Raw genomic sequence first — 21,576 nt, 5'->3', positions numbered from 1 at the left:
TCTAGGTGCACGGCGGAGTGCTGGGCAGCCGCGAACAGCTGCTCAAACGTCGGCACCGCGAACCTCCGGGAAGAACTGGACCATGCGCTTGGGAATCTCGGTGACCGTTTCGTGTGCGGGAATGTCCATCTGGCTCAGGCGGTCGGCGTCTTCCACCCGCAAGCCCTGCACGAGATAGGAATCCGCCACGTCGTCGTAGTAGATCGTCGGACTGCCGCCATTGGGCGACTCCGGGTCCTTGCCGAGCTTGTGCAGTGCCATGATGACCTCCTGCGGGATGCCGGACTAGCGATGTGCCCATGCTTTCTTGATGGAGAGTCGTGGCACAACAGACTTGCTCAAACTTGCTGGAGTCGGCCATGACCTCAGCGTGTTGGACCAGTCCGGGCAGTTTCGCCGGATCTGCGTGGTCCTCGGCACCATGCAGGTGTGAAATCGAGCGTGATTTCATAACCGCCCTTCTCCACCCCTCGCACCAGGCCTCGGCTGGTAGAACTGTCTGTTGGCCAGGGCTGGTTGGTGGGTGGGTGGCAACCGGTGACGATGGCACATCACGGCTCGGCCACAGGCCACCGGCCCCGCGCCCACGAGCGATATGGTCCCGCTTTCACATGCTTCTCACCGGGGACTCACATGCGCATACGCCTCGCTCTCGCCTTCGCCGTCCTGCTCGGGACCGCAACAGCGTGCAGCACTGGTTCAAGCACGATCGCTTCAACGGCCTCGCCATCCGTGCAGCCGACCGTCACCAGGACCGTAGTCGCGACGGTCACGGCGCCCGCACTCCCCGCTCCGACTGTCACCGTGACTGTGACCGCTACGGTGGATCCGACCAGTGCGCCTGCGGCGGGGGCCAACGGGACGATAGCCGGCAGCGGCACCTACCTGGTGGGCGCTGATGTCCAGCCCGGCACGTACAAGACGGCCGGACCGAGCGGCAGTATCGGCATCTGCTACTGGGAGCGCAGCAACGGGAGCAGTGGGGACGTGGGTTCGATCATTGCCAACGAGGCGCTGACCGGACAGGGTGTTGTGACGATCAAGAAGTCCGATGCCGTATTCAAGTCGCAGGGTTGCCAGATGTGGACGAAGGTCGGCTGACCTAACAGCGAAGCGCCCGGCCGCTGGTGTGGCGGTCGGGCGCTTGGGCCGCGGGGCATCAGCTGGCGGTCGGGGTGGTGTCGTCCGGCGGCTCGGTGGGTTCCGTGTGCTGTTCGGACAGCGGCAGGGGGAGCACGATGTCGGCCGAGCCCGGAGGCACGGCCGGGGTGGGCGTGGTCATGGTCATGGTCTTCTCCTCAGGACCCGATGCCGGACGCCGCGAGCACTTCGCAGCGAATGTTGCCGGTGCCGGCCGTCCGCCGGGCCTGTACCCGGACCTCGACCTGTGAGCGGATGGCACCCGGGACCGGGAACGGGCCGACGGTCGTGCCCTGGATAACGAAGCCGACGGAGACCGGCGATCCGATGGCCGTCCCGTTCACGGTCACCCGCACCTCGCCCGTCGTCGCGGGGTCGTCGCTGGTGTGCCCGATGCTGACGTACATGTAGGGCTGCTGCTTGACGATCGTGGACCGGTGCACGTCCTCGAACGATCCGGCGACGCTTGTCGGCCAGTCGGTGTAGCGGGCCCGCGAGAAGCCGACGGGCAGGTACGGCACGGCCAGGCCGCCCGAGACGACGTCCTCGGCGAAGAGAGTGCCGCCGCGGGCGTCCCGGACCACCACGCACTGAGGATCGGCAGCGTTCGCGGTCTGATTGGCGATCTCGATCGCGATGGTGCCGTTCTGCCGGTACGCGAGTAGACCGCGCTGGGGGCTGCCGTCGGGGTTCAGCGGACTGATGCCCCCGACGTAGAACTGAGGTCCGGCAGGGCTGTTGACCTTGAACGTGCCGCCCTCGCCGACGACCACGGACCCCGAGAGCACCTGATCCATTGCGGGCCGCATCTGCGCGCGGCCCGCGAGTTGGCGTACCTGGTCCTTGAGCTGGCGGAACTCGTCGAGGAAGTCGAGCGGCAGATCAGGCACGGCTCTGGCCTTCCTGCTCGGCGTGCATGTGCCGGTTGGCGGCCCTGTTCTGTGCCTGGTCGGCGATGTTCTTCCCGCCGAGCGGGTGGTACACCGTTCCGTCGATGGTGATGGTCAAGTACTCGTAGCTCGCGCTGACGTTGAGATCGGAGTCGTGGCAGAGGCGAGCCGCGAGCTGGGGCACGGCCGCCTGGATAGCTGCGTTGCGCCGGCCGACCAGCGTCAGCAGCTCGAACAGGGCGTCCTCGGCGTGCTTGGCCGCGGTCTCGATCGCCTCGGGGGTGCAGTCGGCAACAGAGGCGAGGAAGGCGTCCCGGCGCCGCGCGGCCTCCGTGTTGGTCTCGGCCTTGCGAGCGGCCTCGGCCTTGCGCTGGGCTGCCTCTCGGCGGAGCTGGGCGAACCGGTGCAGGCCGCGGGCTTCCTCGACCTGCGAGGGGGTCACGGTGTCGTCGCCGTCCCGCACCTGGTCTTCGAGGGCGGCCAGCAGCTGCTCAGCCTCCGTGACTTCCTGGTCGGCGGCGGCGGTGATCTGGTCGGGGGTCTGGTCGGTCATTGGGTGCTCCGTGCTTCTCGGCGGGACTGGATGAGGGCGTGGACGGCAGCCTCGTTCCGCTCGCTGGTGGCGCGGGCTTCGGCGCGGGCCGTCTCACGTGCTTCGGCGCGGAGCCTGGCGGCCTCGCGCAGGGTGTCGGGGGTGGCCTCGGGGTCGTCGAGGCCAGCCGCGGCGCGTTCGACGTCGCGGGTGCGGGCGGCGAGCCGGTCCGCGCGGCTGAGGGGGTCGGTCATGTGACTACTCCGTGGCGGTAGGCGTCGAGGGACGCGGAGTCGATGAGCCAGGCAGGGCCGGCGCGGCGGCCAACGATCCGGCCGGCCCTGGCCAGGCGCCGCACGTACTCGGGGCTACAGGCCAGGAGTTCCGCGGCCTCCGGTGCGGTCAGTTCCACACTGGCAGGCCGGTCCTCGGGGGTTCCGGGGGCGGAACTGGGTTGGTGTTCGGCGGAGTTGTGGAGCGCGTGCAGCAGGCGGACAGTGCGCGGGCTGAGGTTGGTGCCGTCGGCACGGCAGCGGGCCGCGAGGCCGACCACCAGGGGTCGCAGCAACTCCCGCGCTACGTCCGGCGGGATCAGCACCGTGCCGTCCGGCAGGAGCAGTTCGTCACTGGCCATCGGCGGGCCGCTCGGCCGTCCACTGGAGCAGGTCGGCGCGCAGGGCGTTGGCGATGTGGGCGCGGTTGCCGGGGTGCTGGTGGTCGGCACCGGGTGGCATGAGAGCACCGAGGGCGAGGCTGGCCAGAGCGGTTACGACGTCCCCGAGTTGGGTTGGGGTGAGGTCGTCGAGCAGGCTGTCGATGTCGTCGGTGCGGTCGTCGGCGACGGTGGCGAGCAGGGCCCACACGCGCCGCTCGACGCAGGTTCGGGCGGTCACTGGGGTGTCCCTTCGTCGGGCTGCTGCTGGACGTCCTGCTGGTCGTTCCAGACCTGCGCGAGGCCGGCCATGAGGTTGCCGAGCATGGAGCGGGCTTCCTCGGTGTTCTGGTCGGTGCCGTCCACGCTGATGATGCGGACGTGGGCGTTGGTGAGGGCGGCAACGGCGCGGGCGAGGTCGAGGAACTCCCTTGCTTCGCCGGCGCGGTGGAGTCGGTGACGGGCCGCGGCGACGTCATCGAGCAGTCCGGAGGCGAGCAGGCCGCGGGCTTGCTTCATGTCGATGACGCGGGCCTCGACCGCGGCGGCGGTGGCGGTGCGGTCGAAGCTGACGCCGGCCGTCGAGCAGATCCGTGTGACGGAGGCGGGGGAGACGCCGGAGAGGCGTGCGACTTCGTTACGGGAGTGGCCGGCGCGTGCGAGGTCGAGGACGGTTTCGCGCTGCTGGTCGGGGAGTGGGGCGGGCATGGGTTGATCTCCTCTCGCGCGTAAGGCTTGGACTGGGCCCGCGCGCGGCGGTTCGGGTTGTTGCTTGGGCGGCAACGGCTGGGTGGTCAGGCGGCGGCGGGGGGTTCCGGTTCGGTGGTGTCTGCCGGGGGCTTGGTGGGCTGCTGGTTGAGTCGGGCGAGCTTGAGGTGGTGGCGGGCTGCGAGGCCGTGTTCGCGGGCCCGTTGGTAGCGGACGCGGCGGGCTGCGGCCGCGGCTCGTCGTTGGGCGGCTTGGGCGATGAGAGCGGCAACGCGGTCGTCGGAGGCGGACACGGAGGCTCCTGAAGACGGGGCCCGGAGTTGCCGGGCCTGTACGTGCTACGTACACCCGCATCTTCAACATCTTCTGCCTGACCTGCGGTTATGGGGGCTCATCTTCTCCGCGCCTTCTCCCCCGCCTTCCCCACCTTCGCCTGTCGAAGATGTGGAAGGTGAGGCGAAGATGAGGGAGAAGATGAGGGGTTATTCATGCAGGTCAGAAAGAAGATGTGGAAGGCGCGGGGTGCGTATAGGGAGAGGGGCTACGGTTCGGTGCTGGCCTGAGGCAGACGCCACACCCACTGAGCGTTGAAAACCCCACCGGGCTTCACGCTTCGGATCTTCAGCCTGTTCTTCGCGGATCTGAGGGCGTTCTGACTCACCCCGGCGGCGCGGGCTGCCTGCTCGATCTCCTTGGGCGGGGCTTCGCCGCCGCGCTGGGGGTCTTCGAGGTAGTCCCGCAGCCACGCGGCGGCCTCGGAGAGTTCGACACGGTCTGTGCCGGTCGGGCTGTCGGCGGCACGGAGGGCGTCCCGCACGCTGGTGGTGGACTCGCCGCCGAGGACGAACCGTGAGACGTACGACGGGCCCTCGTCCGTGGCCACGGTGAACGGCTGGATGACGTAGTTGTGCGACGGAAGGCCGAGCCGGCCGAGGTTGTTCTTCTCCAGCGACATGATGAACTCGGTGTCGCCCTGGTCGCCGTCCTGCTGTGCGAACGCGATCAGGGAGCGGATGAGCTGTCCGAACGCGCCGGAGCCGGCCACGCGGGACAGCACGTCGGAACCGCCGGCCTTGGTGAAGTGGGCGAGGCCGATGATGGTGAAGCCGTGGCGTTCGGCTGCGGCGACGAGTGGTTCGAGGGCTTCGCGGACCTCGGCGGCCCGGTAGTCGTTGACGCTGCTGTCGATCATCGACAGGAGGGGGTCAGCAACGAGCAGGGCCACGCCGTGAGCCTCGGCGGCTTCGCCGAGACGCCCGGTGTCCACGGGCAGGGTCAGCCGTGCTGATGCCCGTCCGTCGTCCTGCACGTCGATGCGAAAGATGAGGTCGAGGTCCGCCTCGGCGGCGATGAGCCGCGGCAGGATCGTGCGCGTCCAAGAGTCTTCCGTGGCTGCGTAGATGACGGCCCGGGGGCGGCCGTACAGCTGGCCGGGAAGAGTGCCGGTCGTGATCCTGGCGGCCATCCACACGGCCCACTGGGACTTGCCGAGGCCGGGCCCGCCGGCGGCCAGTGCGAGGCTGTACAGGGGGATGCGGCCGTGGCTGGTCGGGGGCGCTCCCTCGGGGGTGGTGTCCCACAGCCAGTGGACGGGCCGGGCCCGCAGTGCCGAGGCTGGGGTGAGGACGATCCGGCGGGACTGCGGCGGCACTACGCCGGACGCTGCGGCACGCTCCATGAGCCGGACGGTCCGCTGGTTGGCGGCCTCGATCGCGGCGTGCACGTCTTCGTCGTTGTTGAGGCGTTCGAGGGCCCGCACCAGCTCGACGCGGGCGTGCTCCCGGAGGGCCATTTCGCGGAGCTTCTCGGCCTGCCAGTCCGCAACGGGGAGGCTGTGCTCGCCGATCCGGGCGAACACGCCGGGCCCGCCGATGCGCGTCGTCTCGGTGGGGCCGAGGGCGGCGTCAAGGGAGGCGTAGTCGACGGGCAGGCCTTCGGGGATGCGCTTCGCGAGGAGTTCCCACACGGCCCGCGCGGGGAAGTGCGCGAACGCGTCGGCGTTGACGATCTCGGCGAGCGGCTTGTACTGGTCGGGGGAGAGCATGGCGGTGCCGACGACGGCCAGTTCGAGGCCGGTTCGGGAATCCATGGTGTCGGTCATTCGCCCTCCCCGGTGATGCTGAGATTGGGGAAGCGTCGACGGATCTCCCAGCGCTGCCAGCCCTGTTCAACGAGACGGGTGATCTCGGCGTCCTGCTCGATGTTGGTGAGTCCGTAAAGGGACGGCCCGAGGGCCCCCGCCGCGATGGCGGGGGCCTCGGACTTGGTGCTGAGGGTCACTGGCCACACCGCTTGATCAGACAGGTCAGCAGGGCATGTCCGTGCCGGTCGTGGGTGTACCCGGCTGCGGCGAGACGGCCGGCGAGGACTACCGTCGGGGCGCTCGGCTGCGGGGTGCAGGTGCGCGCCACGGCGGCGTTCTCGGTCGGGCGTGCGACGTGGGATCGGCGCATCAGCAGACCTCGCTCTGCGCGGCGGCCAGCTGGGCGCTCAGGCCGTTGACCCACTCGGCGGCGGCCCGCAGTTCGGCGGCCAGCTTGGCGAGGCCGGGCACGTCGTAGTCCGCGCAGTCCCCGGTGGAGAAGGAGATGGCCGCGCGCGGCTCGGAGTCGACGGACGCGTACGGGTTGCTGGCGATCCAGCCGGACAGCAGGGTCTCGGCCGCGCCGTCGGGGCGCGTGACCGTGACGTCGGTCTCGGTGCTGGAGTGGGTGATGTCCTCGGGGTGTTCGCCGCGGCCATCCGTCTCGTGTCCGCGGGTGCACCATGCCGGCTCGGGGACGGTCAGGGTCATGTTTCCCCAGACCGCGACATCCACGGTGGGGCACTGCGGGTGCGCGGCGAGTTCGGCGGTGATGATGGCGCGGGCCCGGTCAGCGGCGGCCTGGTGCACGCGGTCGATGGCCGGCGCGGGGGTGATGCCGGTCGCCCTGAGCATGGAGTTGACCGTGTCGTAGTCGAAGTGGCGCGGGTCGAAGTGGACCTCGCGGACACCGTTGACGGGCTCGCCGAGGTCGATGGGGGCCAGGCCGTCCCGGAGGGTGGGGATGAGCTTGGTGATCGGTGCCAGCTCGGTGGTGGCCGGGGGCTCGGGGCGGGTGGTGGCGGCCATCTGCGGGCGGCGGCTGGTGGCGTCTACGAGCGCCATCAGGTCGTCACTCTGGCGGGTGGTGCTGGTGGCGATCACGCCGCGGCGGGCGGTACGGTGCATGGGAAGCTCCTCAGCGGCGGCGCAACGGGTTCACGGCCCGCGCCGCCGTTTGGCTGTTCAGGGATGGATGGTTGGGCGCTTCGGGCCCTATCTGGACGGCAATCCAGGTGGGGCCACTCGCGTTTCAGGCGGCGGTGGCGGTCTTGCCCGCGAGCCACTGCTCGACGTCCCGGCGGCGGTAGCGGATCCGGCCGCCGCGGCCGGGCGACAGCTTGGTGTAAGTCGGCCCCTCACCCCGCCAGCGCAGGTTGGACATGGTCTGTGGGGTCAACTTCGCCAGCGCCCCGGCCTCGCGGGGCGTGAGCCACTCATCGGGATCCGGCGCACATTTCTGCCTAGTCGGCATTGATCTCTCCGATCTTCGCAGCGCTCTCTGCGATGACTCGGACTGTACTTGGCTTTCTTGACGCTGCCAAGTAGGCATGTAAAACTGCGAATATGGCAGAGGGTGAAGCGAAGGCGGGCAGGGCGCAGAGCAGGGCTCAGGCGTTGGGGCCCACTGGGGAGCGGGTAGCAGCCAACCTTGCCCGGCTGAGGGCCGAGCGTGGGATGTCCACTGGCCAGCTCTCCGAGGCGCTGGCTGCTCAAGCCCGGCCGATTCCTCCAAGTGGCATCACCAAGATTGAGAAGCATGTGCGGCGCGTTGATGCCGATGACCTAGTGGCCCTTGCCCTCGCTCTCAATGTCGGTCCGGTGGCCCTGCTCATGCCCGCGGAGAGCGATAGCAGGACCACGGTGCACCTGACGGATGAGGTGGCGGCCAAAGCGGATGACGCTTGGAAGTGGGCGTCCGGGGAGGCAACCCTTCCCGAGCTGTGGGAGCCGCGAGACCCGCAGCGGCAGGAGGACTATGAGCGACTGAGCGTGCCAGCCGTGCAGCGGCACCTGCGGCAGGCTCCGGCCGGGCGCACGGTCGATGCCCTTCGGGAAGACGTGTACCGCCTGCTGGAGCTGGCCAACGTCGCGTCAGACACGGTCGGCATCGACGATGAGTTTGCGCGCCGCCTGGAGCTGGCGCGAGAGACCGTGGCCCGGCTCACCAACGAGTTCAATCGGATCGAGGCCCGCCACGCCGAACTGGAGAAGGCTCACAAGGAGCGCCGTGTGGCGCGTGAGAGGGAGGGCAATGGCTAGGGTCTGGATCGAGGACCGCAGTAGCCAGAAGGACTACATCACCGCGGTGGAGCGGTGGCGGGTGGCGAAGAAGGCCGGCAGCAAACGGGCCGCGCCCGGACGGTGGCGGGTCCGGTGGTACGACCCGAACGGCGACCCGAAGGCGAAGACGTTCGGCACGCTCCCGGCCGCGGAGAAGCACCAGCAGGACACCCTGGGGCGGCTCGACAAGGGCACCTACCGCGACCCGAAGCAGGGCAAGACCCTGTTCTGCGATGTGACCACCGCGTGGTTCGGGGCGCTCCGCCGGCCCGGCGAGCGGACCAAGGATGACTACCGCGAGCTGCTCGACCTGTACGTCCTGCCGAAGTGGGGGACGTGGCCGGTCGCGTCGATCCAGTGGGAGAACGTCTCCGAGTGGCTGACCGAGCTGTGCAATACGCCCGGCAAGCGCGGCAAGCCGCTGTCACCGGCCCGGATCGCGAAGATCCACCTGGTCTTCGGCATGGTGCTCAAGTACGCCGTGAAGACGGGGAAGATAGCGGTCAGTCCGGCCGTCGACCACGAGTTGCCGCAGGACGAGGACGACGACGATCACGTCTACCTCACGCACGACCAGGTCGAGGCGCTGGCCGCCGCCGCGGGGGAGTACGCGCTGCTGCTGCTGGTGCTGGCCTACTGCGGAATCCGGTGGGGCGAGGTCTCGGCGCTCAAGGCCGGCCGGGTGCAGGCATCCACGCGGCGGCTGCGGATCGTACAGGCCTACACGCGCAAGCGCGGCGGCGGACTGCTGCTCAAGGACGTGAAGAACCACGAGAAGCGGTCCGTGCCCCTGCTCGGCTCGCTGGTCGCGGACCTGCGGGACGCGCTCAAGGGCAAGGGGCGTGAAGCGCTTCTGTTCACCGGCCGGGGTGGTGAGGCGATGGGCTACTGGGAGTTCCGGTCGACCGTCTTCGACCCGGCGGTGAAGGCGGCCGGCCTTGAGGGCCTCGGCCTCACCCCGCACAAGCTCCGGCACACCGCGGCCTCGCTCGCTATCGCGGCTGGCGCGGACGTGAAGGTAGTGCAGCAGATGCTTGGCCACAAGTCGGCGGCGATGACCCTCGACGTGTACGGGCACCTGTTCCCGGACCGCCTCGACGAGGTGGCGAACGCCCTCGACGCGGGCCGCGCATCCGCACTGGCGGCCAGGACTGCGCTCGCCGCGTAGGAGGGCGGCCGGAGCCATGTGTACAAAATGCGTACTGCCCGCCCGGTGTGTACCGGACGGGCAGTAGAAGAAGGCCTATGAGCTGGCACTTCTGGTCAAGCTATGTGCACCGCACCCGCGTGGCGAACGCAGGCCGCGTGCGGTGCGAGTCTTGCGCGCCTCGGGGGGCCGGGTAGAGGGCCGGGTCGCTCCGAAGCGGTGGGGGTCGAAGACCCCGGGGCGTCAGGCCTGGACGGCGGTGTTGACGCGCTTGGTGATGGCCGACTTCTTGTTGGCGGCCTGGTTGGCGTGGATGACGCCCTTGCTCACGGCCTTGTCCAGCGCCTTGGAGGCGGCGCGGGCCAGCTCGGTGGCCTTCTCGGTCTCGCCGGCGGCAGCGGCCTCACGGGCCTTGCGCAGAGCGGTCTTCAGCGAGGACTTGACGGCCTTGTTGCGCAGGCGCGCCTTCTCGTTGGTCTTGTTGCGCTTGATCTGGGACTTGATGTTCGCCACGAAGGAGCCTCAGTCTTGTCTAAGGATTTGAACGGGTTCGCACCCGGTGGCCGTCGGACCAGCTGAGAGGGCATGCCGAGGCCGGGTGCAGCAGCCCACGCTACCAGGGGCCCGCTGCCCGCCCCAAACCCGGGCGCCCGCGAGGGCCGCCCCGACCGCTCGCGAGGGCGGCCCCGGACGGCCCTGGGTGCCCGAACGGCGGCCCGCCCCGCGGTCGTGGGAAGATGGCAGGGACTATTTCGATCGGACGAGCCCGTCCGGTCCCCGGGAAACCGGTCAGCGATGACCCGGACACCCCCGGCCCCGGACCAACGGAGAATCGGACCAAGGTGCCCGCGACCCCCAGCAATGTGCCAGAGCCCAGCCGTACCGACCCGGCGCTGATCCGCAACTTCTGCATCATCGCCCACATCGACCACGGCAAGTCGACGCTCGCAGACCGGATGCTGCAGATCACCGGCGTCGTCGACCCCCGGCAGATGCGTGCCCAGTACCTCGACCGCATGGACATCGAGCGTGAGCGCGGCATCACCATCAAGTCGCAGGCGGTCCGCCTTCCGTGGGCGCCGAAGACCGGTCCGAACGCCGGGACGACGCACATCCTCAACATGATCGACACCCCCGGCCACGTGGACTTCACGTACGAGGTGTCCCGCTCCCTCGCCGCGTGCGAGGGCACCATCCTGGTGGTCGACGCGGCCCAGGGCATCGAGGCGCAGACCCTCGCCAACCTGTACCTGGCGCTGGAGAACGACCTCACGATCGTCCCGGTCCTCAACAAGATCGACCTGCCGGCCGCCCAGCCGGAGAAGTACGCGGCCGAGATCGCCCACATCATCGGCTGCGACCCCTCCGACGTGCTCCAGGTCAGCGCCAAGACCGGCCTGGGCGTCGAGGACCTGCTGGACCACATCGTCAACACCGTCCCGGCCCCGGTCGGCGTCAAGGACGCCCCGGCCCGCGCGATGATCTTCGACTCGGTGTACGACTCCTACCGCGGCGTGGTCACCTACGTCCGTGTGGTGGACGGGCAGCTCACCAAGCGCGAGCGGATCTCGATGATGTCCACCGGCGCGACCCACGAGCTGCTGGAGATCGGCGTCATCTCGCCCGAGCCGAAGGTCGCCGACGGCCTCGGCGTCGGCGAGGTGGGCTACATCATCACCGGTGTGAAGGACGTCCGGCAGTCCAAGGTCGGTGACACGATCACCTCGATGCACAAGGGCGCCACCGAGGCGCTGGGCGGCTACAAGGACCCGCGCCCGATGGTGTTCTCCGGCCTCTACCCGCTGGACGGCTCGGACTACCCGCTGCTGCGCGACGCCCTCGACAAGCTGCGGCTCAACGACGCCGCGCTGGTGTACGAGCCGGAGACCTCGGTCGCGCTCGGCTTCGGCTACCGCTGCGGCTTCCTCGGCCTGCTGCACCTGGAGATCATCCGGGAGCGCCTGGAGCGCGAGTTCAACCTCGACCTGATCTCCACCGCCCCGAACGTGGTCTACCGGGTGGTCATGGAGGACGGCACCGAGCACACCGTCACCAACCCGAGCGAGTTCCCCACCGGCAAGATCGCCGAGGTGTTCGAGCCGGTGGTGCGCGGCACCATCCTCGCGCCCAACGAGTTCGTCGGCGCGATCATGGAGCTCTGCCAGTCCCGCCGCGGCAACCTCCAGGGCATGGACTACCTGTCCGAGGACCGGGTCGAGCTGCGCTACACCCTGCCGCTCGCGGAGATCGTCTTCGACTTCTTCGACCAGCTGAAGTCCAAGACCCGCGGCTACGCCTCGCTGGACTACGAGCCCATCGGCGAGCAGTCCGCCCAGCTGGTGAAGGTCGACATCCTGCTGCACGGCGACGCGGTGGACGCCTTCTCCGCGATCGTCCACAAGGACAAGGCCTACGGCTACGGCGTGATGATGGCGGGCAAGCTCCAGAAGCTCATCCCCCGCCAGCAGTTCGAGGTGCCGATCCAGGCGGCCATCGGCTCCCGGGTGATCGCCCGCGAGACGGTCCGCGCGATCCGCAAGGACGTCCTCGCCAAGTGCTACGGCGGTGACATCTCCCGTAAGCGGAAGCTGCTGGAGAAGCAGAAGGAAGGCAAGAAGCGGATGAAGATGGTCGGCCGCGTGGAGGTCCCGCAGGAGGCCTTCATCGCCGCGCTGTCCACCGACGCCGAGGCGCCGAAGGAGAAGAAGTAACGGCGGCAGGCGTTCGGAGACGCGGGAAGGGCCCGGGCATCAGCCCGGGCCCTTCCCGCGTTCTCCGACGGTCTTCGGGGGAGCGTCAGTCCACCTCGGCCACGGCCTCGGCGAACTGCGCCTGGTAGAGCCGGGCGTAGGCGCCGTCGGCGGCGATCAGGTGGTCGTGCGAGCCCTGTTCGACGATCGAGCCGTTCTCCATCACCAGGATCACGTCGGCGTCCCGGATGGTGGAGAGCCGGTGGGCGATGACGAAGCTGGTGCGGCCGGTGCGCAGCCGGGCCATGGCCCGCTGGATCAGCACCTCGGTGCGGGTGTCGACGGAGCTGGTCGCCTCGTCCAGGACCAGGATGGACGGCTGGGCGAGGAACGCCCGGGCGATGGTGATCAGCTGCTTCTCGCCGGCGCTGACGTTGGTGCCCTCGTCGTCGATGACGGTGTCGTAGCCGTCCGGCAGGGTGCGCACGAAGCGGTCGACGTGGGCGGCCCTGGCGGCCTCGACGACCTGGTCGCGGGTGGCCGACTCGGCGCCGTAGGCGATGTTGTCGGCGATGCTGCCGCCGAACAGCCAGGTGTCCTGGAGCACCATGCCGATGCCGGAGCGCAGTTCCTCGCGGGACATCGCGGCGATGTCCACGCCGTCGAGGGTGATCCGTCCGGAGCTGACCTCGTAGAACCGCATCAGCAGGTTGACCAGGGTGGTCTTGCCGGCGCCGGTGGGGCCGACGATGGCGACGGTCTGGCCGGGCTCGACCTTGAGCGAGAGGTCGTCGATGAGCGGCTTCTCGGGGTCGTAGCGGAAGGACACGTCCTGGAAGGCGACCCGGCCGCGCACCACGTCGGGCCGTTCCGGCATGGCCGGTTCGGCGCTCTGCTCGGGGGCGTCCAGCAGTTCGAAGACGCGCTCGGCGGAGGCGACGCCGGACTGCACCAGGTTGGCCATGCTGGCGACCTGGGTGAGCGGCTGGCTGAACTGCCGCGAGTACTGGATGAACGCCTGGACGTCACCGATGGACAGCGCGCCGCTGGCGACCCGCAGACCGCCGACGACGGCGACCAGCACGTACTGGAGGTTGCCGATCAGCATCATCGCGGGCTGGATGATGCCGGAGATGAACTGGGCCTTGAAGCTGGCGTGGTAGAGCGCCTCGTTGTGCTCGCGGAAGGTCTCCGCGGACTCGTGCTGGCGCCCGAACACCTTGACCAGGGTGTGGCCGGTGTACATCTCCTCGATGTGGGCGTTCAGTTGGCCGGTGGACTTCCACTGCTGGACGAACTGCGGCTGGGCCCGCTTGCCGACCCTGGTGGCGACGACGACCGAGACGGGCACCGAGACCAGGGCGATCACGGCGAGCAGCGGGGAGATCCAGAACATCATCGCGAGCACGCCGACCACGGTGAGCAGCGAGTTGACGACCTGTCCCATGGTCTGCTGCATGGACTGGCCGATGTTGTCGATGTCGTTGGTGACCCGGCTGAGCACTTCGCCGCGCGGCTGCTTGTCGAAGTAGCTGAGCGGCAGCCGGGCGAGCTTGGCCTCGACGTCCTGGCGCAGCCGGTAGCTCGCGGCCTGGATGGCCCGGGTGGCGAGCCGGCCCTGGAAGATGCCGAAGACGGCGGAGGCGAGGTAGATGCCGAGCACCCAGAGCAGGACGGTGCCGATGGCGCCGAAGTCCATGCCCTGGCCGGGGGTGAAGTGGACGGCGGAGAGCAGGTCGGCGACGCCGCCCTCGCCGTGGGCGCGCAGCCCGTCGATGACCTGGTCCTTGGACATGCCGGTCTGGAAGCGGGCGCCGACGACACCGGCGAAGATCAGGTCGGTGGCGTCGCCGAGGATCTTGGGGCCGATGACGGCGCAGCCGATGCCGAGCACGCCGAGGACCAGGACGCCGATCAGGGTGTTGCGTTCGGGGCGCAGCAGGCCGAGGACGCGCTTGCCGGAGCCCTTGAAGTCCATGGACTTCTCGGTGCCCTGGCCGCCCATGAAGCGGCCGGGGCCGGCCGGGCCGCGGCGGGCGGCGGCGGCCTGGGAGTCGCTGGGCAGTTCGGCGTCCTTGGCGGCGTCCTTCGGGGCGCCGTTCGCCGGGGCGCCGTCCACCGGGGCGTCCTCGGGAGCGGCGCCTCTCGGGGCGGGCCCCTTGGTCAGGTCGGGCTTGTTGCCGGGCGTGGTCACGCCGCCTCCTGCTCGGTGAGCTGGGAGAGCACGATCTCCCGGTACGTCGGGTTGTCGGCCATCAGCTCGTGGTGGGTCCCACTGCCGACGACGGCGCCCTCGTCGAGGACGATGATCCGGTCGGCGTCGCGGATGGTGGACACCCGCTGGGCGACGATCAGGACGGTGGCGTCGGAGGTCTCGCGGGCGAGGGCCTTGCGGAGCCGGGCGTCGGTGGCGTAGTCGAGCGCGGAGAAGGAGTCGTCGAAGAGGTAGACGGAGGGCCGGCGCACCAGGGTCCGGGCGATGGCCAGGCGTTGGCGCTGGCCGCCGGAGACGTTGCCGCCGCCCTGGGCGATGGGGGCGTCCAGGCCTTCGGGCAGCTTCTCGACGAACTCCTTGGCCTGGGCGATCTCCAGGGCGTGCCAGAGCTCCTCGTCGGTGGCGTCGGGCCGGCCGTAGCGGAGGTTGCTGGCGACGGTCCCGGAGAAGAGGTAGGGCTTCTGCGGGACGATGCCGACGCTCTCGGCGATCGCGGCGGGGGCGAGTTCGCGGACGTCCACGCCGTCGAGCAGGACCCGGCCGGAGGTGACGTCGAAGAGCCGGGGGACGAGGCCGAGCAGGGTGGACTTGCCGCTGCCGGTGGAGCCGATGATGGCGGTGGTCTGGCCGGGGCCGGCGGTGAGGTCGATGCCGCGCAGCACCGAGGCCTCGGCGCCGGGGTAGCGGAAGTCGACGCCGCGCAGTTCCAGGGTGCCGCGGTGCGGGACCTCGGTGACGGGGGCGGCGGGCGGGACGACGCTGCTGTCGGTGCCGAGGACCTCCTGGATGCGCTCGGCGCAGACCTCGGCGCGCGGCACCATCATGAACATGAAGGTGGCCATCATGACGCTCATCAGGATCTGCATCAGGTAGGAGAGGAACGCGGTGAGCGCGCCGATCTGCATGGCGCCGCTGTCGATGCGATGGGCGCCGAACCAGAGCACGGCGACGCTGGAGACGTTCACCACCAGCATGACGGCGGGGAACATGATGGACATCAGCCGGCCGACCTGGCGGGAGACCTGGGTGAGGTCCTCGTTGGCGTCGGCGAAGCGGGCCTGCTCCCGGTCGTCCTTGACGAAGGCGCGGATGACCCGGATGCCGGTGATCTGCTCGCGCAGGACCCGGTTCACGGTGTCGATCCGTACCTGCATGCTGCGGAACCTGGGGCGCAGCGCGCGGACCAGCAGGACCACGACGACGCCGAGCACGGGGATGACGGCGAGCAGCAGGCCGGACAGCGGGACGTCCTGGTTGAGCGCCATGATGATGCCGCCGACGCACATGATCGGCGCGGCGACCATGAGCGTGAAGCTCATCAGGGCGAGCATCTGGACCTGCTGGACGTCGTTGGTGGTGCGGGTGATCAGCGAGGGGGCGCCGAACTGGCCGACCTCGCGGGCGGAGAAGCTCTGCACCCGGTCGAAGACGGCGGCGCGGACGTCCCGGCCGAAGGCCATCGCGGTGCGGGCGCCGTAGTAGACCGCGCCGATGGAGCAGAGGGCCTGGAGGACGGTGACCGCGATCATCACCCCGCCGACGCGCAGGATGTAGCCGGTGTCGCCCTTGACCACGCCGTCGTCGATGATGTCGGCGTTGAGCGTCGGCAGGTAGAGCGCCGCGAGGGTGGACACCAGCTGGAGCAGCACCAGCAGGGTGATCGGTCGGGAGTACGGGCGCAGGTACGCCCTCAGCAGTCTGATCAGCACTAGCACACTCTTGTCGTCGCCGGTCGGGTTCGCACCCCAATTCTCGGTGTTCTGTAGCGTCGTACAGGTCATTCGGCGTCCGGGAGCCGGAGGTTTGCCGGGCCTTTGCCGAACGGCGGGGTGCGGCACCGGTCGCGCGGGGTCGTGCCGTCGGGCGCCGCCCCCTTACGGAATGACCGGTTTCCCCCTAGGCTGCTGATTGCCCCTTTGTTACTGACCGGTACCGCTCAGGTGAACCGGGGGCCCGGCGACCGCCCCCACGGACGCCGCGACAATCCCTCAGACGGCCACCCGCCACCGGAGGTCCTCGTTGAGTTCCGCGCAGTCCCTGATCGACTCCGGCAGGCCCGACCTCGTCGCCGGGCGCCCCGCCTCCGTCGCCCACCTGTTCCTGGAGCGGGTCGCCCTGACCCCGAACGCCGAGGCCTACCGCTACCCCTCGCCGGTGGACGAGCAGGCCGCCGACGGCGCGCCCGGCGCCGAGCAGTGGCGCTCGCTCACCTGGGCGCAGACCGCGGTCCGGGTCAAGGCGGTGGCCGCCGGCCTGATGGCGCTCGGCATCCGGCCCGAGGACCGCGTGGCCCTGGCCTCCTCGACCCGCCTGGAGTGGATCGTCGCCGACCTCGGCGCCATGTGCGCGGGCGCCGCGATCACCACCGTCTACCCCAGCACCAACGCGGACGAGACCGCGTTCATCCTCTCCGACTCCGGCTCCCGGGCGCTGTTCGCCGAGAACGAGGCCCAACTGGCCAAGGCCGTCGGGCAGCTCGACCAGCTGCCCGAACTGCGCACCGTGATCCTCTTCGACGCGCCCGCCGAGGCCCCCGAGACCGGCGGCCTGGACCTGCTCACCCTCGCCGAGCTGGAGGAGCGCGGTACCCGGTACCTGGCGGAGCACCCGGACGCCGTGGAGAAGGCCGTCGACGGGCTCGGCAAGGAGCAGCTGGCCACCCTCATCTACACCTCCGGCACCACCGGCCGCCCCAAGGGCGTGCGCCTGGTGCACGACTGCTGGGCGTACGAGGGCCGGGCGCAGGAGGCCAGCGGCCTGCTGGGCCCCGACGACGTGCAGTTCATGTGGCTGCCGCTGTCCCACGTGTTCGGCAAGACGCTGATCTCCGGGCAGATCGCCACCGGGCACGTGATGGCGGTGGACGGCCGGGTGGACCGGATCATCCACAACCTGCCCGCGATCCGGCCGACCATCATGGCCTCCGCGCCGCGCATCTTCGAGAAGGTCTACAACGGCATCGCGGGCCGGGCCCGGGCCGAGGGCGGCGCCAAGTACAAGATCTTCCTGTGGGCGGCCAAGGTCGCCCGCGAGCACGCCCGGGCGGTCCAGCAGAGCCGCATCGCCACCGGCACCGAGAGCGCCCCGCTGGGCCTGCGGGTGCAGCACGCGCTGGCCGACAAGCTGGTGTACGCGAAGATCCGGGCGGCCTTCGGCGGCCGGCTGCGCGGCGCGGTCTCCGGCAGCGCCGCGCTCGCCCCGGAGATCGGCTACTTCTTCATCGGCGCCGGGGTGCCGATCCTGGAGGGCTACGGCCTGAGCGAGACCAGCGCCGGCTCCTGCGTCAACCGGGCCGAGGACGTGCGGATCGGCACCGTGGGCCGCCCGCTGCCCGGCACCGAGGTGCGGATCGCCGAGGACGGCGAGATCCTGCTGCGCGGCCCCGGCGTCATGCGCGGCTACCACAACCTGCCGGAGAAGACCGCCGAGGTGCTGGAGCCGGACGGCTGGTTCCACACCGAGGACATCGGCGAGCTCAGCCCGGACGGCTTCCTGCGGATCACCGACCGCAAGAAGGACCTGTTCAAGACCTCCGGCGGCAAGTACGTGGCGCCCAGCGAGGTCGAGGGCAAGTTCAAGGCGGTCTGCCCGTTCGTCAGCAACATCCTGGTGATCGGCAACGGCCGCAACTACTGCACCGCGCTGATCGGCCTGGACGAGGCCGTCCTGCTGCCGTGGGCCGCCGAGCACGGCCTGGCCGGGAAGTCCTACGCCGAGCTGGCCGTCGAGCCGGCCGTCCACGAGCTGATCGAGGGCTTCGTCAAGCGGGTCAACGGCGACCTCCAGCGCTGGCAGACGATCAAGAAGTTCCACCTGCTGCCGCGCGACCTCGACATCGAGCACGGCGAGCTCACCCCGAGCCTGAAGATCAAGCGCCCGGTGGTCGAGCGGACCTACGCCGACGCGGTCACCGCCATGTACGCGGGCGCCAACGAGGCCTGACCGGCCCCGCCCCCGTACGGCCCGCCGGGTTCGGTCGGGCCGTACGGGACAATGGGCTCATGCCCTCCGCACTCCCCGACGGCGATCCGGTGCCGTCCGACGGTTCCCTGCCCGCACACGCCCTCGACGGGCTGGGCGACCGGCCGTTCGGCTTCTACCTGCACGTGCCGTACTGCGCCAGCCGCTGCGGCTACTGCGACTTCAACACCTACACCGCCACCGAGCTGCGCTCCTCCGGGGCCGTCGCCTCCCAGGAGACCTACGCGGACAACGTGGTCGCCGAGATCCGCCACGCCCGGAAGGTGCTGGGCTCCGCCGACCTGCCGGTGCACACCGTCTTCCTCGGCGGCGGCACCCCGACCCTGCTGCCCGCCCGCGACCTGGTCAAGATGCTCGCCGCGATCCGCGAGGAGTTCGGGCTCGCCGACGGCGCCGAGGTCACCACCGAGGCCAACCCGGAGTCCGTCGACCCGGCGTACCTGGCCGAACTGCGCGAGGGCGGCTACAACCGGCTCTCCTTCGGCATGCAGAGCGCCCGCCCGCACGTCCTGAAGCTGCTCGACCGCCACCACACCCCGGGCCGCCCCGAGGCCTGCGTGGCCGAGGCCCGCGCGGCCGGCTTCGAACACGTCAACCTCGACCTCATCTACGGCACCCCGGGCGAGTCCGACGACGACTGGCGGGCCTCCCTGGACGCCGCCATCGGCGCCGGGCCCGACCACGTCTCCGCGTACTCGCTGATCGTCGAGGAGGGCACCCGGCTCGCCGCCCGCGTCAAGCGCGGCGAACTGCCGATGATCGACGACGACGTGCACGCCGACCGCTACCTGATCGCCGAGGAGGCGCTCGCCGCCGCCGGCTACTCCTGGTACGAGGTCTCCAACTGGGCCACCACTCCCGAGGGCCGCTGCCGCCACAACGAGCTCTACTGGACCGGCGGCGACTGGTGGGGCGCCGGCCCCGGCGCCCACAGCCACGTCGGCGGCGTCCGCTGGTGGAACGCCAAGCACCCCGCCGCCTACGCCCGGGCCCTCGCCGAGCACCGCACCCCGGCCCTGGCCCGCGAGGTGCTGGCCGACGAGGACCGCCGCGTCGAACGCATCCTGCTGGAGCTCCGCCTGGTCGACGGCATCCCCCTCGACCTCCTCACCGACACCGGCCGCGAGGCCGCCGACCGCCACCTCGCCGACGGCCTCCTCGCCCCCGGCCCCTACGCCCGGGGCCGCGCCACCCTCACCCTCCAGGGCCGCCTCCTGGCCGACGCCGTCGTACGTGACCTGGTGGACTGACCGAGGGCTTACCGTGTGCGCATGACTACGCGTAGTGCGCGAATGCGGAGGGTCCTGGAGGATCTCGAACTCCCTGAGGGCGTGCGTGCCGAGATCATCCTCGGGGAGGTCGTGCTGACTCTGAGCTCCGACCTGACGACCAACCTCATCGTCGCGTCCCTCATCGACCAGATCCCACGCGAGGCATGGGACTGCTGGACCAGGCGAGACGTCTCCTGCTGGGGAGACGACAGCAGGCTCCAGCCGGACCTCGTGGTGTTCGAGAGGGCGCTCTCCGAAGCCGGTTCGCCGACGATCGTGGTCGAAGTGGTCTCAGGGATCAGCTTGTTCAGGGACCACCACACGAAGCGGGGGCTATACGCCGGCGCTGGGATTCCGGCCTACCTGGTCGTCGATCCGGTCCGAGCCGTCTGCGTGCTGATGACCGAGCCGAGTCGGGCGACCCTCACCGGAGTGCCCGACTACCTCTCCGAGCGGACCAGCCTCTTCGGCGAGGCCGTTCCTGTGGATCCGATGGGTGTGAGTCTGGTGACTGCCGACTTTCCCCGCCGTCACTCCGGCAGGGCCGTGAAGTCGATCAGTTCCTCGACCCGGCCCAGGAGTTCGGGCTCCAGGTCCTTGTAGGAGTCGACCTTCGAGAGGATGTGCTTCCAGGCCGCGGGGGTGTCCACCGGCCAGCCGAGGCGGCGGCAGGTGCCCTCCTTCCAGTCCTCGCCCCGAGGGACGGCGGGCCAGGCGGGGATGCCGACGGAGGAGGGCTTCACGGCCTGCCAGATGTCGATGTAGGGGTGGCCGACGACCAGTACCGAGTCGCCGGTGACCCGGGCGGCGATGCGGTGCTCCTTCGTGCCCGGGAGCAGGTGGTCGACCAGGACGCCGAGGCGGCGGCCGGGGCCGGGGGCGAAGTCGGCGACGATCGCGGGCAGGTCGTCGATGCCGCGCAGGTACTCGACGACCACGCCCTCGATCCGCAGGTCGTCGCCCCAGACCCGTTCGACCAGCTCCGCGTCGTGCCGGCCCTCGACGTAGATGCGGGACTCGCGGGCGACCCGGGCGCGGGCGCCGGGGACGGCGACGGAGCCGGAGGCGGTGCGGCCCGGGGTGCGGGCGGGGGCCGGGCCGGCCGGGCGGACCAGGGTGACGACCCGGCCCTCCAGCAGGAAGCCGCGCGGCACCAGGGGGAACACCCGGTGCTTGCCGAACCGGTCCTCCAGGGTGACGGTGAAGCCTTCGGCGGTCTTCTCGCAGCGCACCACGGCCCCGCAGTAGCCGGTCGCCGCCTCCTCGACCACCAGGTCCCGCTCGGCGGGCACCTCCGGGGCGGGGGCCTGCTTCTTCCACGGCGGGGTCAGGTCGGGTCCGTACTGGCGGCTGCGCATACGGGTGATCATAGGGAGGGCGGACGGCGCGTCAGAGGCCCGGCGCGCCCCAGACCGGGAACCAGCGGCTCAGGTCCTTCTCCAGCCGCAGGTCGTTCCCCAGCATCGCGTTGACCTGCAGTTCCAGCGGACTGTCGCGCCGCTCCCCGCCGCCGGGCATCGGGGCGAAGGGGTAGAACGTCCCCCGCTTGTAGAGGTAGACGAGGGCCAGCGACCGCCCGTCCGGGTCGCGGAAGCCGACCAGCGAGCAGAGCAGCTGCGGCCCGAAGCCGTTCGCCTCCAGCTCGCTGTTGACCGCGTGCAGGTCGTTGACCAGTTCGGGCAGTTCCTCGGGGCGGTGCCGGGCGAGCAGCCAGGAGTAGCCGTAGCCGTCCTTGGAGGCCTCCACGGGGACGCCGCCGCGCTCGGTGTCGGCGTCCAGCAGCGCCCGGACCTGCTGCTGGACCTGGACGAAGGCCGCGCCCTCGACGGCCGCGAAGCAGACCGAGCCGAGCCCGGTGGGGGTGAACCCGGCCCCGGCCTCCAGGGTGAGCGCGGCGGACGGCACGCCGAACAGCTGGTCGAGGTCGGGCTTGACGGGCTTGGTGCGGCCGAACAGGGCGTCCAGGATTCCCACGGCGGTCCTC

26 protein-coding genes are annotated in these 21,576 nt (G+C 70.3%); 7 read left to right on the top strand and 19 right to left on the bottom strand.

All coding sequences use genetic code 11. The features are described 5' to 3' along the window. Positions 1–42: 42 nt before the first annotated feature. On the bottom strand, positions 43–261 hold the full coding sequence (locus ACWDD9_RS11800) for a hypothetical protein (protein WP_449811483.1): 219 nt from the start codon (positions 259–261) through the stop codon (positions 43–45). Positions 262–804: 543 nt separating this feature from the next. Here ACWDD9_RS11800 and ACWDD9_RS11795 point away from each other — a divergent pair. Next, complete coding sequence (locus tag ACWDD9_RS11795; RefSeq protein WP_449811482.1) at positions 805–1,101, top strand: hypothetical protein; 297 nt, start codon at positions 805–807, stop codon at positions 1,099–1,101. Positions 1,102–1,159: 58 nt separating this feature from the next. Here the strand turns inward: ACWDD9_RS11795 and ACWDD9_RS11790 are convergent, their stop codons facing one another. The 13 genes from ACWDD9_RS11790 to ACWDD9_RS11730 all read right to left on the bottom strand — a co-directional run bounded on the left by ACWDD9_RS11790 (position 1,160) and on the right by ACWDD9_RS11730 (position 7,479). Beyond that, positions 1,160–1,288: a hypothetical protein gene (locus ACWDD9_RS11790; protein WP_449811481.1), complete on the bottom strand. Its 129-nt coding sequence runs from the start codon at positions 1,286–1,288 to the stop codon at positions 1,160–1,162. Between the two features lie 10 nt (positions 1,289–1,298). Then, a complete protein-coding gene (locus ACWDD9_RS11785) occupies positions 1,299–2,030 on the bottom strand; it encodes a hypothetical protein (protein WP_449811480.1) in 732 nt (243 codons plus the stop codon). Further along, the gene (locus tag ACWDD9_RS11780; protein WP_449811479.1) at positions 2,023–2,583 is read right to left on the bottom strand and encodes a hypothetical protein; all 561 of its coding nucleotides are present in this window, start codon (positions 2,581–2,583) and stop codon (positions 2,023–2,025) included. The genes ACWDD9_RS11785 and ACWDD9_RS11780 overlap by 8 nt, the downstream gene beginning before the upstream one ends. Then, positions 2,580–2,816 (bottom strand): hypothetical protein, encoded by a 237-nt coding sequence (locus tag ACWDD9_RS11775; protein ID WP_449811478.1) that lies wholly within the window; start codon positions 2,814–2,816, stop codon positions 2,580–2,582. The genes ACWDD9_RS11780 and ACWDD9_RS11775 overlap by 4 nt, the downstream gene beginning before the upstream one ends. Next, positions 2,813–3,196, bottom strand: coding sequence for a helix-turn-helix domain-containing protein (locus ACWDD9_RS11770; protein ID WP_449811477.1), 384 nt, complete (start codon positions 3,194–3,196; stop codon positions 2,813–2,815). Before ACWDD9_RS11770 ends, ACWDD9_RS11775 begins: the two co-directional genes overlap by 4 nt. Then, positions 3,186–3,455 (bottom strand): hypothetical protein, encoded by a 270-nt coding sequence (locus ACWDD9_RS11765; RefSeq protein WP_449811476.1) that lies wholly within the window; start codon positions 3,453–3,455, stop codon positions 3,186–3,188. Before ACWDD9_RS11765 ends, ACWDD9_RS11770 begins: the two co-directional genes overlap by 11 nt. Beyond that, complete coding sequence (locus ACWDD9_RS11760) at positions 3,452–3,922, bottom strand: hypothetical protein (protein WP_449811475.1); 471 nt, start codon at positions 3,920–3,922, stop codon at positions 3,452–3,454. The genes ACWDD9_RS11765 and ACWDD9_RS11760 overlap by 4 nt, the downstream gene beginning before the upstream one ends. 86 nt (positions 3,923–4,008) lie before the next feature. After that, complete coding sequence (locus tag ACWDD9_RS11755) at positions 4,009–4,215, bottom strand: hypothetical protein (protein WP_449811474.1); 207 nt, start codon at positions 4,213–4,215, stop codon at positions 4,009–4,011. A gap of 248 nt (positions 4,216–4,463) precedes the next feature. Further along, positions 4,464–6,011 carry an AAA family ATPase gene (locus ACWDD9_RS11750; protein ID WP_449811473.1) on the bottom strand — a complete coding sequence of 516 codons (1,548 nt, stop codon included), beginning with the start codon at positions 6,009–6,011 and terminating at the stop codon, positions 4,464–4,466. 8 nt (positions 6,012–6,019) lie between these two features. Further along, positions 6,020–6,211, bottom strand: a complete 192-nt coding sequence (locus ACWDD9_RS11745; RefSeq protein ID WP_449811472.1) for a hypothetical protein — start codon at positions 6,209–6,211, stop codon at positions 6,020–6,022. Next, positions 6,199–6,375, bottom strand: a complete 177-nt coding sequence (locus ACWDD9_RS11740; protein ID WP_449811471.1) for a hypothetical protein — start codon at positions 6,373–6,375, stop codon at positions 6,199–6,201. Before ACWDD9_RS11740 ends, ACWDD9_RS11745 begins: the two co-directional genes overlap by 13 nt. Continuing rightward, entirely contained in the window at positions 6,375–7,133 is a 759-nt protein-coding gene (locus tag ACWDD9_RS11735) for a DUF6907 domain-containing protein (RefSeq protein ID WP_449811470.1), read from the bottom strand. Before ACWDD9_RS11735 ends, ACWDD9_RS11740 begins: the two co-directional genes overlap by 1 nt. 124 nt (positions 7,134–7,257) lie before the next feature. Further along, entirely contained in the window at positions 7,258–7,479 is a 222-nt protein-coding gene (locus tag ACWDD9_RS11730) for a helix-turn-helix domain-containing protein (RefSeq protein WP_449811469.1), read from the bottom strand. Positions 7,480–7,682: 203 nt separating this feature from the next. Here ACWDD9_RS11730 and ACWDD9_RS11725 point away from each other — a divergent pair, with 203 nt between their 5' ends. Both ACWDD9_RS11725 and ACWDD9_RS11720 read left to right on the top strand, forming a co-directional pair. Further along, on the top strand, positions 7,683–8,267 hold the full coding sequence (locus ACWDD9_RS11725) for a hypothetical protein (RefSeq protein WP_449811468.1): 585 nt from the start codon (positions 7,683–7,685) through the stop codon (positions 8,265–8,267). Then, positions 8,260–9,456, top strand: a complete 1,197-nt coding sequence (locus ACWDD9_RS11720) for a tyrosine-type recombinase/integrase (RefSeq protein WP_449811467.1) — start codon at positions 8,260–8,262, stop codon at positions 9,454–9,456. Before ACWDD9_RS11725 ends, ACWDD9_RS11720 begins: the two co-directional genes overlap by 8 nt. A 222-nt stretch (positions 9,457–9,678) precedes the next feature. Here ACWDD9_RS11720 and rpsT read toward each other — a convergent pair whose 3' ends face one another. Then, positions 9,679–9,948: a 30S ribosomal protein S20 gene (gene rpsT, locus ACWDD9_RS11715; protein ID WP_030309778.1), complete on the bottom strand. Its 270-nt coding sequence runs from the start codon at positions 9,946–9,948 to the stop codon at positions 9,679–9,681. A 329-nt stretch (positions 9,949–10,277) separates the two neighbouring features. Here rpsT and lepA point away from each other — a divergent pair, with 329 nt between their 5' ends. Next, positions 10,278–12,146, top strand: a complete 1,869-nt coding sequence (lepA, locus tag ACWDD9_RS11710) for a translation elongation factor 4 (RefSeq protein WP_063780165.1) — start codon at positions 10,278–10,280, stop codon at positions 12,144–12,146. Positions 12,147–12,231: 85 nt separating this feature from the next. Here lepA and ACWDD9_RS11705 read toward each other — a convergent pair whose 3' ends face one another. After that, positions 12,232–14,130 (bottom strand): ABC transporter ATP-binding protein, encoded by a 1,899-nt coding sequence (locus ACWDD9_RS11705; RefSeq protein ID WP_117491689.1) that lies wholly within the window; start codon positions 14,128–14,130, stop codon positions 12,232–12,234. 185 nt (positions 14,131–14,315) lie between these two features. Beyond that, complete coding sequence (locus ACWDD9_RS11700) at positions 14,316–16,049, bottom strand: ABC transporter ATP-binding protein (protein ID WP_449811466.1); 1,734 nt, start codon at positions 16,047–16,049, stop codon at positions 14,316–14,318. Between the two features lie 310 nt (positions 16,050–16,359). On the opposite strand from ACWDD9_RS11700, the gene ACWDD9_RS11695 reads away from it, so the two are divergent. The 3 genes from ACWDD9_RS11695 to ACWDD9_RS11685 are packed head-to-tail and all read left to right on the top strand — an operon-like array spanning position 16,360 to position 20,195. After that, on the top strand, positions 16,360–18,282 hold the full coding sequence (locus ACWDD9_RS11695) for an AMP-dependent synthetase/ligase (protein ID WP_049651918.1): 1,923 nt from the start codon (positions 16,360–16,362) through the stop codon (positions 18,280–18,282). A gap of 59 nt (positions 18,283–18,341) precedes the next feature. After that, entirely contained in the window at positions 18,342–19,571 is a 1,230-nt protein-coding gene (hemW, locus tag ACWDD9_RS11690; protein WP_449811465.1) for a radical SAM family heme chaperone HemW, read from the top strand. A 21-nt stretch (positions 19,572–19,592) separates the two neighbouring features. Next, positions 19,593–20,195, top strand: a complete 603-nt coding sequence (locus ACWDD9_RS11685; RefSeq protein ID WP_159028457.1) for a Uma2 family endonuclease — start codon at positions 19,593–19,595, stop codon at positions 20,193–20,195. Here the strand turns inward: ACWDD9_RS11685 and ACWDD9_RS11680 are convergent. Next, positions 20,123–20,950 (bottom strand): DUF3097 domain-containing protein, encoded by an 828-nt coding sequence (locus tag ACWDD9_RS11680; RefSeq protein ID WP_387966258.1) that lies wholly within the window; start codon positions 20,948–20,950, stop codon positions 20,123–20,125. The two genes, ACWDD9_RS11685 and ACWDD9_RS11680, sit on opposite strands and share 73 nt — an antisense overlap. A gap of 31 nt (positions 20,951–20,981) precedes the next feature. Further along, positions 20,982–21,566 carry a PspA-associated protein PspAB gene (gene pspAB / locus ACWDD9_RS11675; RefSeq protein ID WP_049651914.1) on the bottom strand — a complete coding sequence of 195 codons (585 nt, stop codon included), beginning with the start codon at positions 21,564–21,566 and terminating at the stop codon, positions 20,982–20,984. Positions 21,567–21,576 lie beyond the last annotated feature (10 nt).

The organism is Kitasatospora sp. NPDC001119, assembly GCF_053598475.1.
This window is presented reverse-complemented; position numbering and strand designations above follow the sequence as displayed.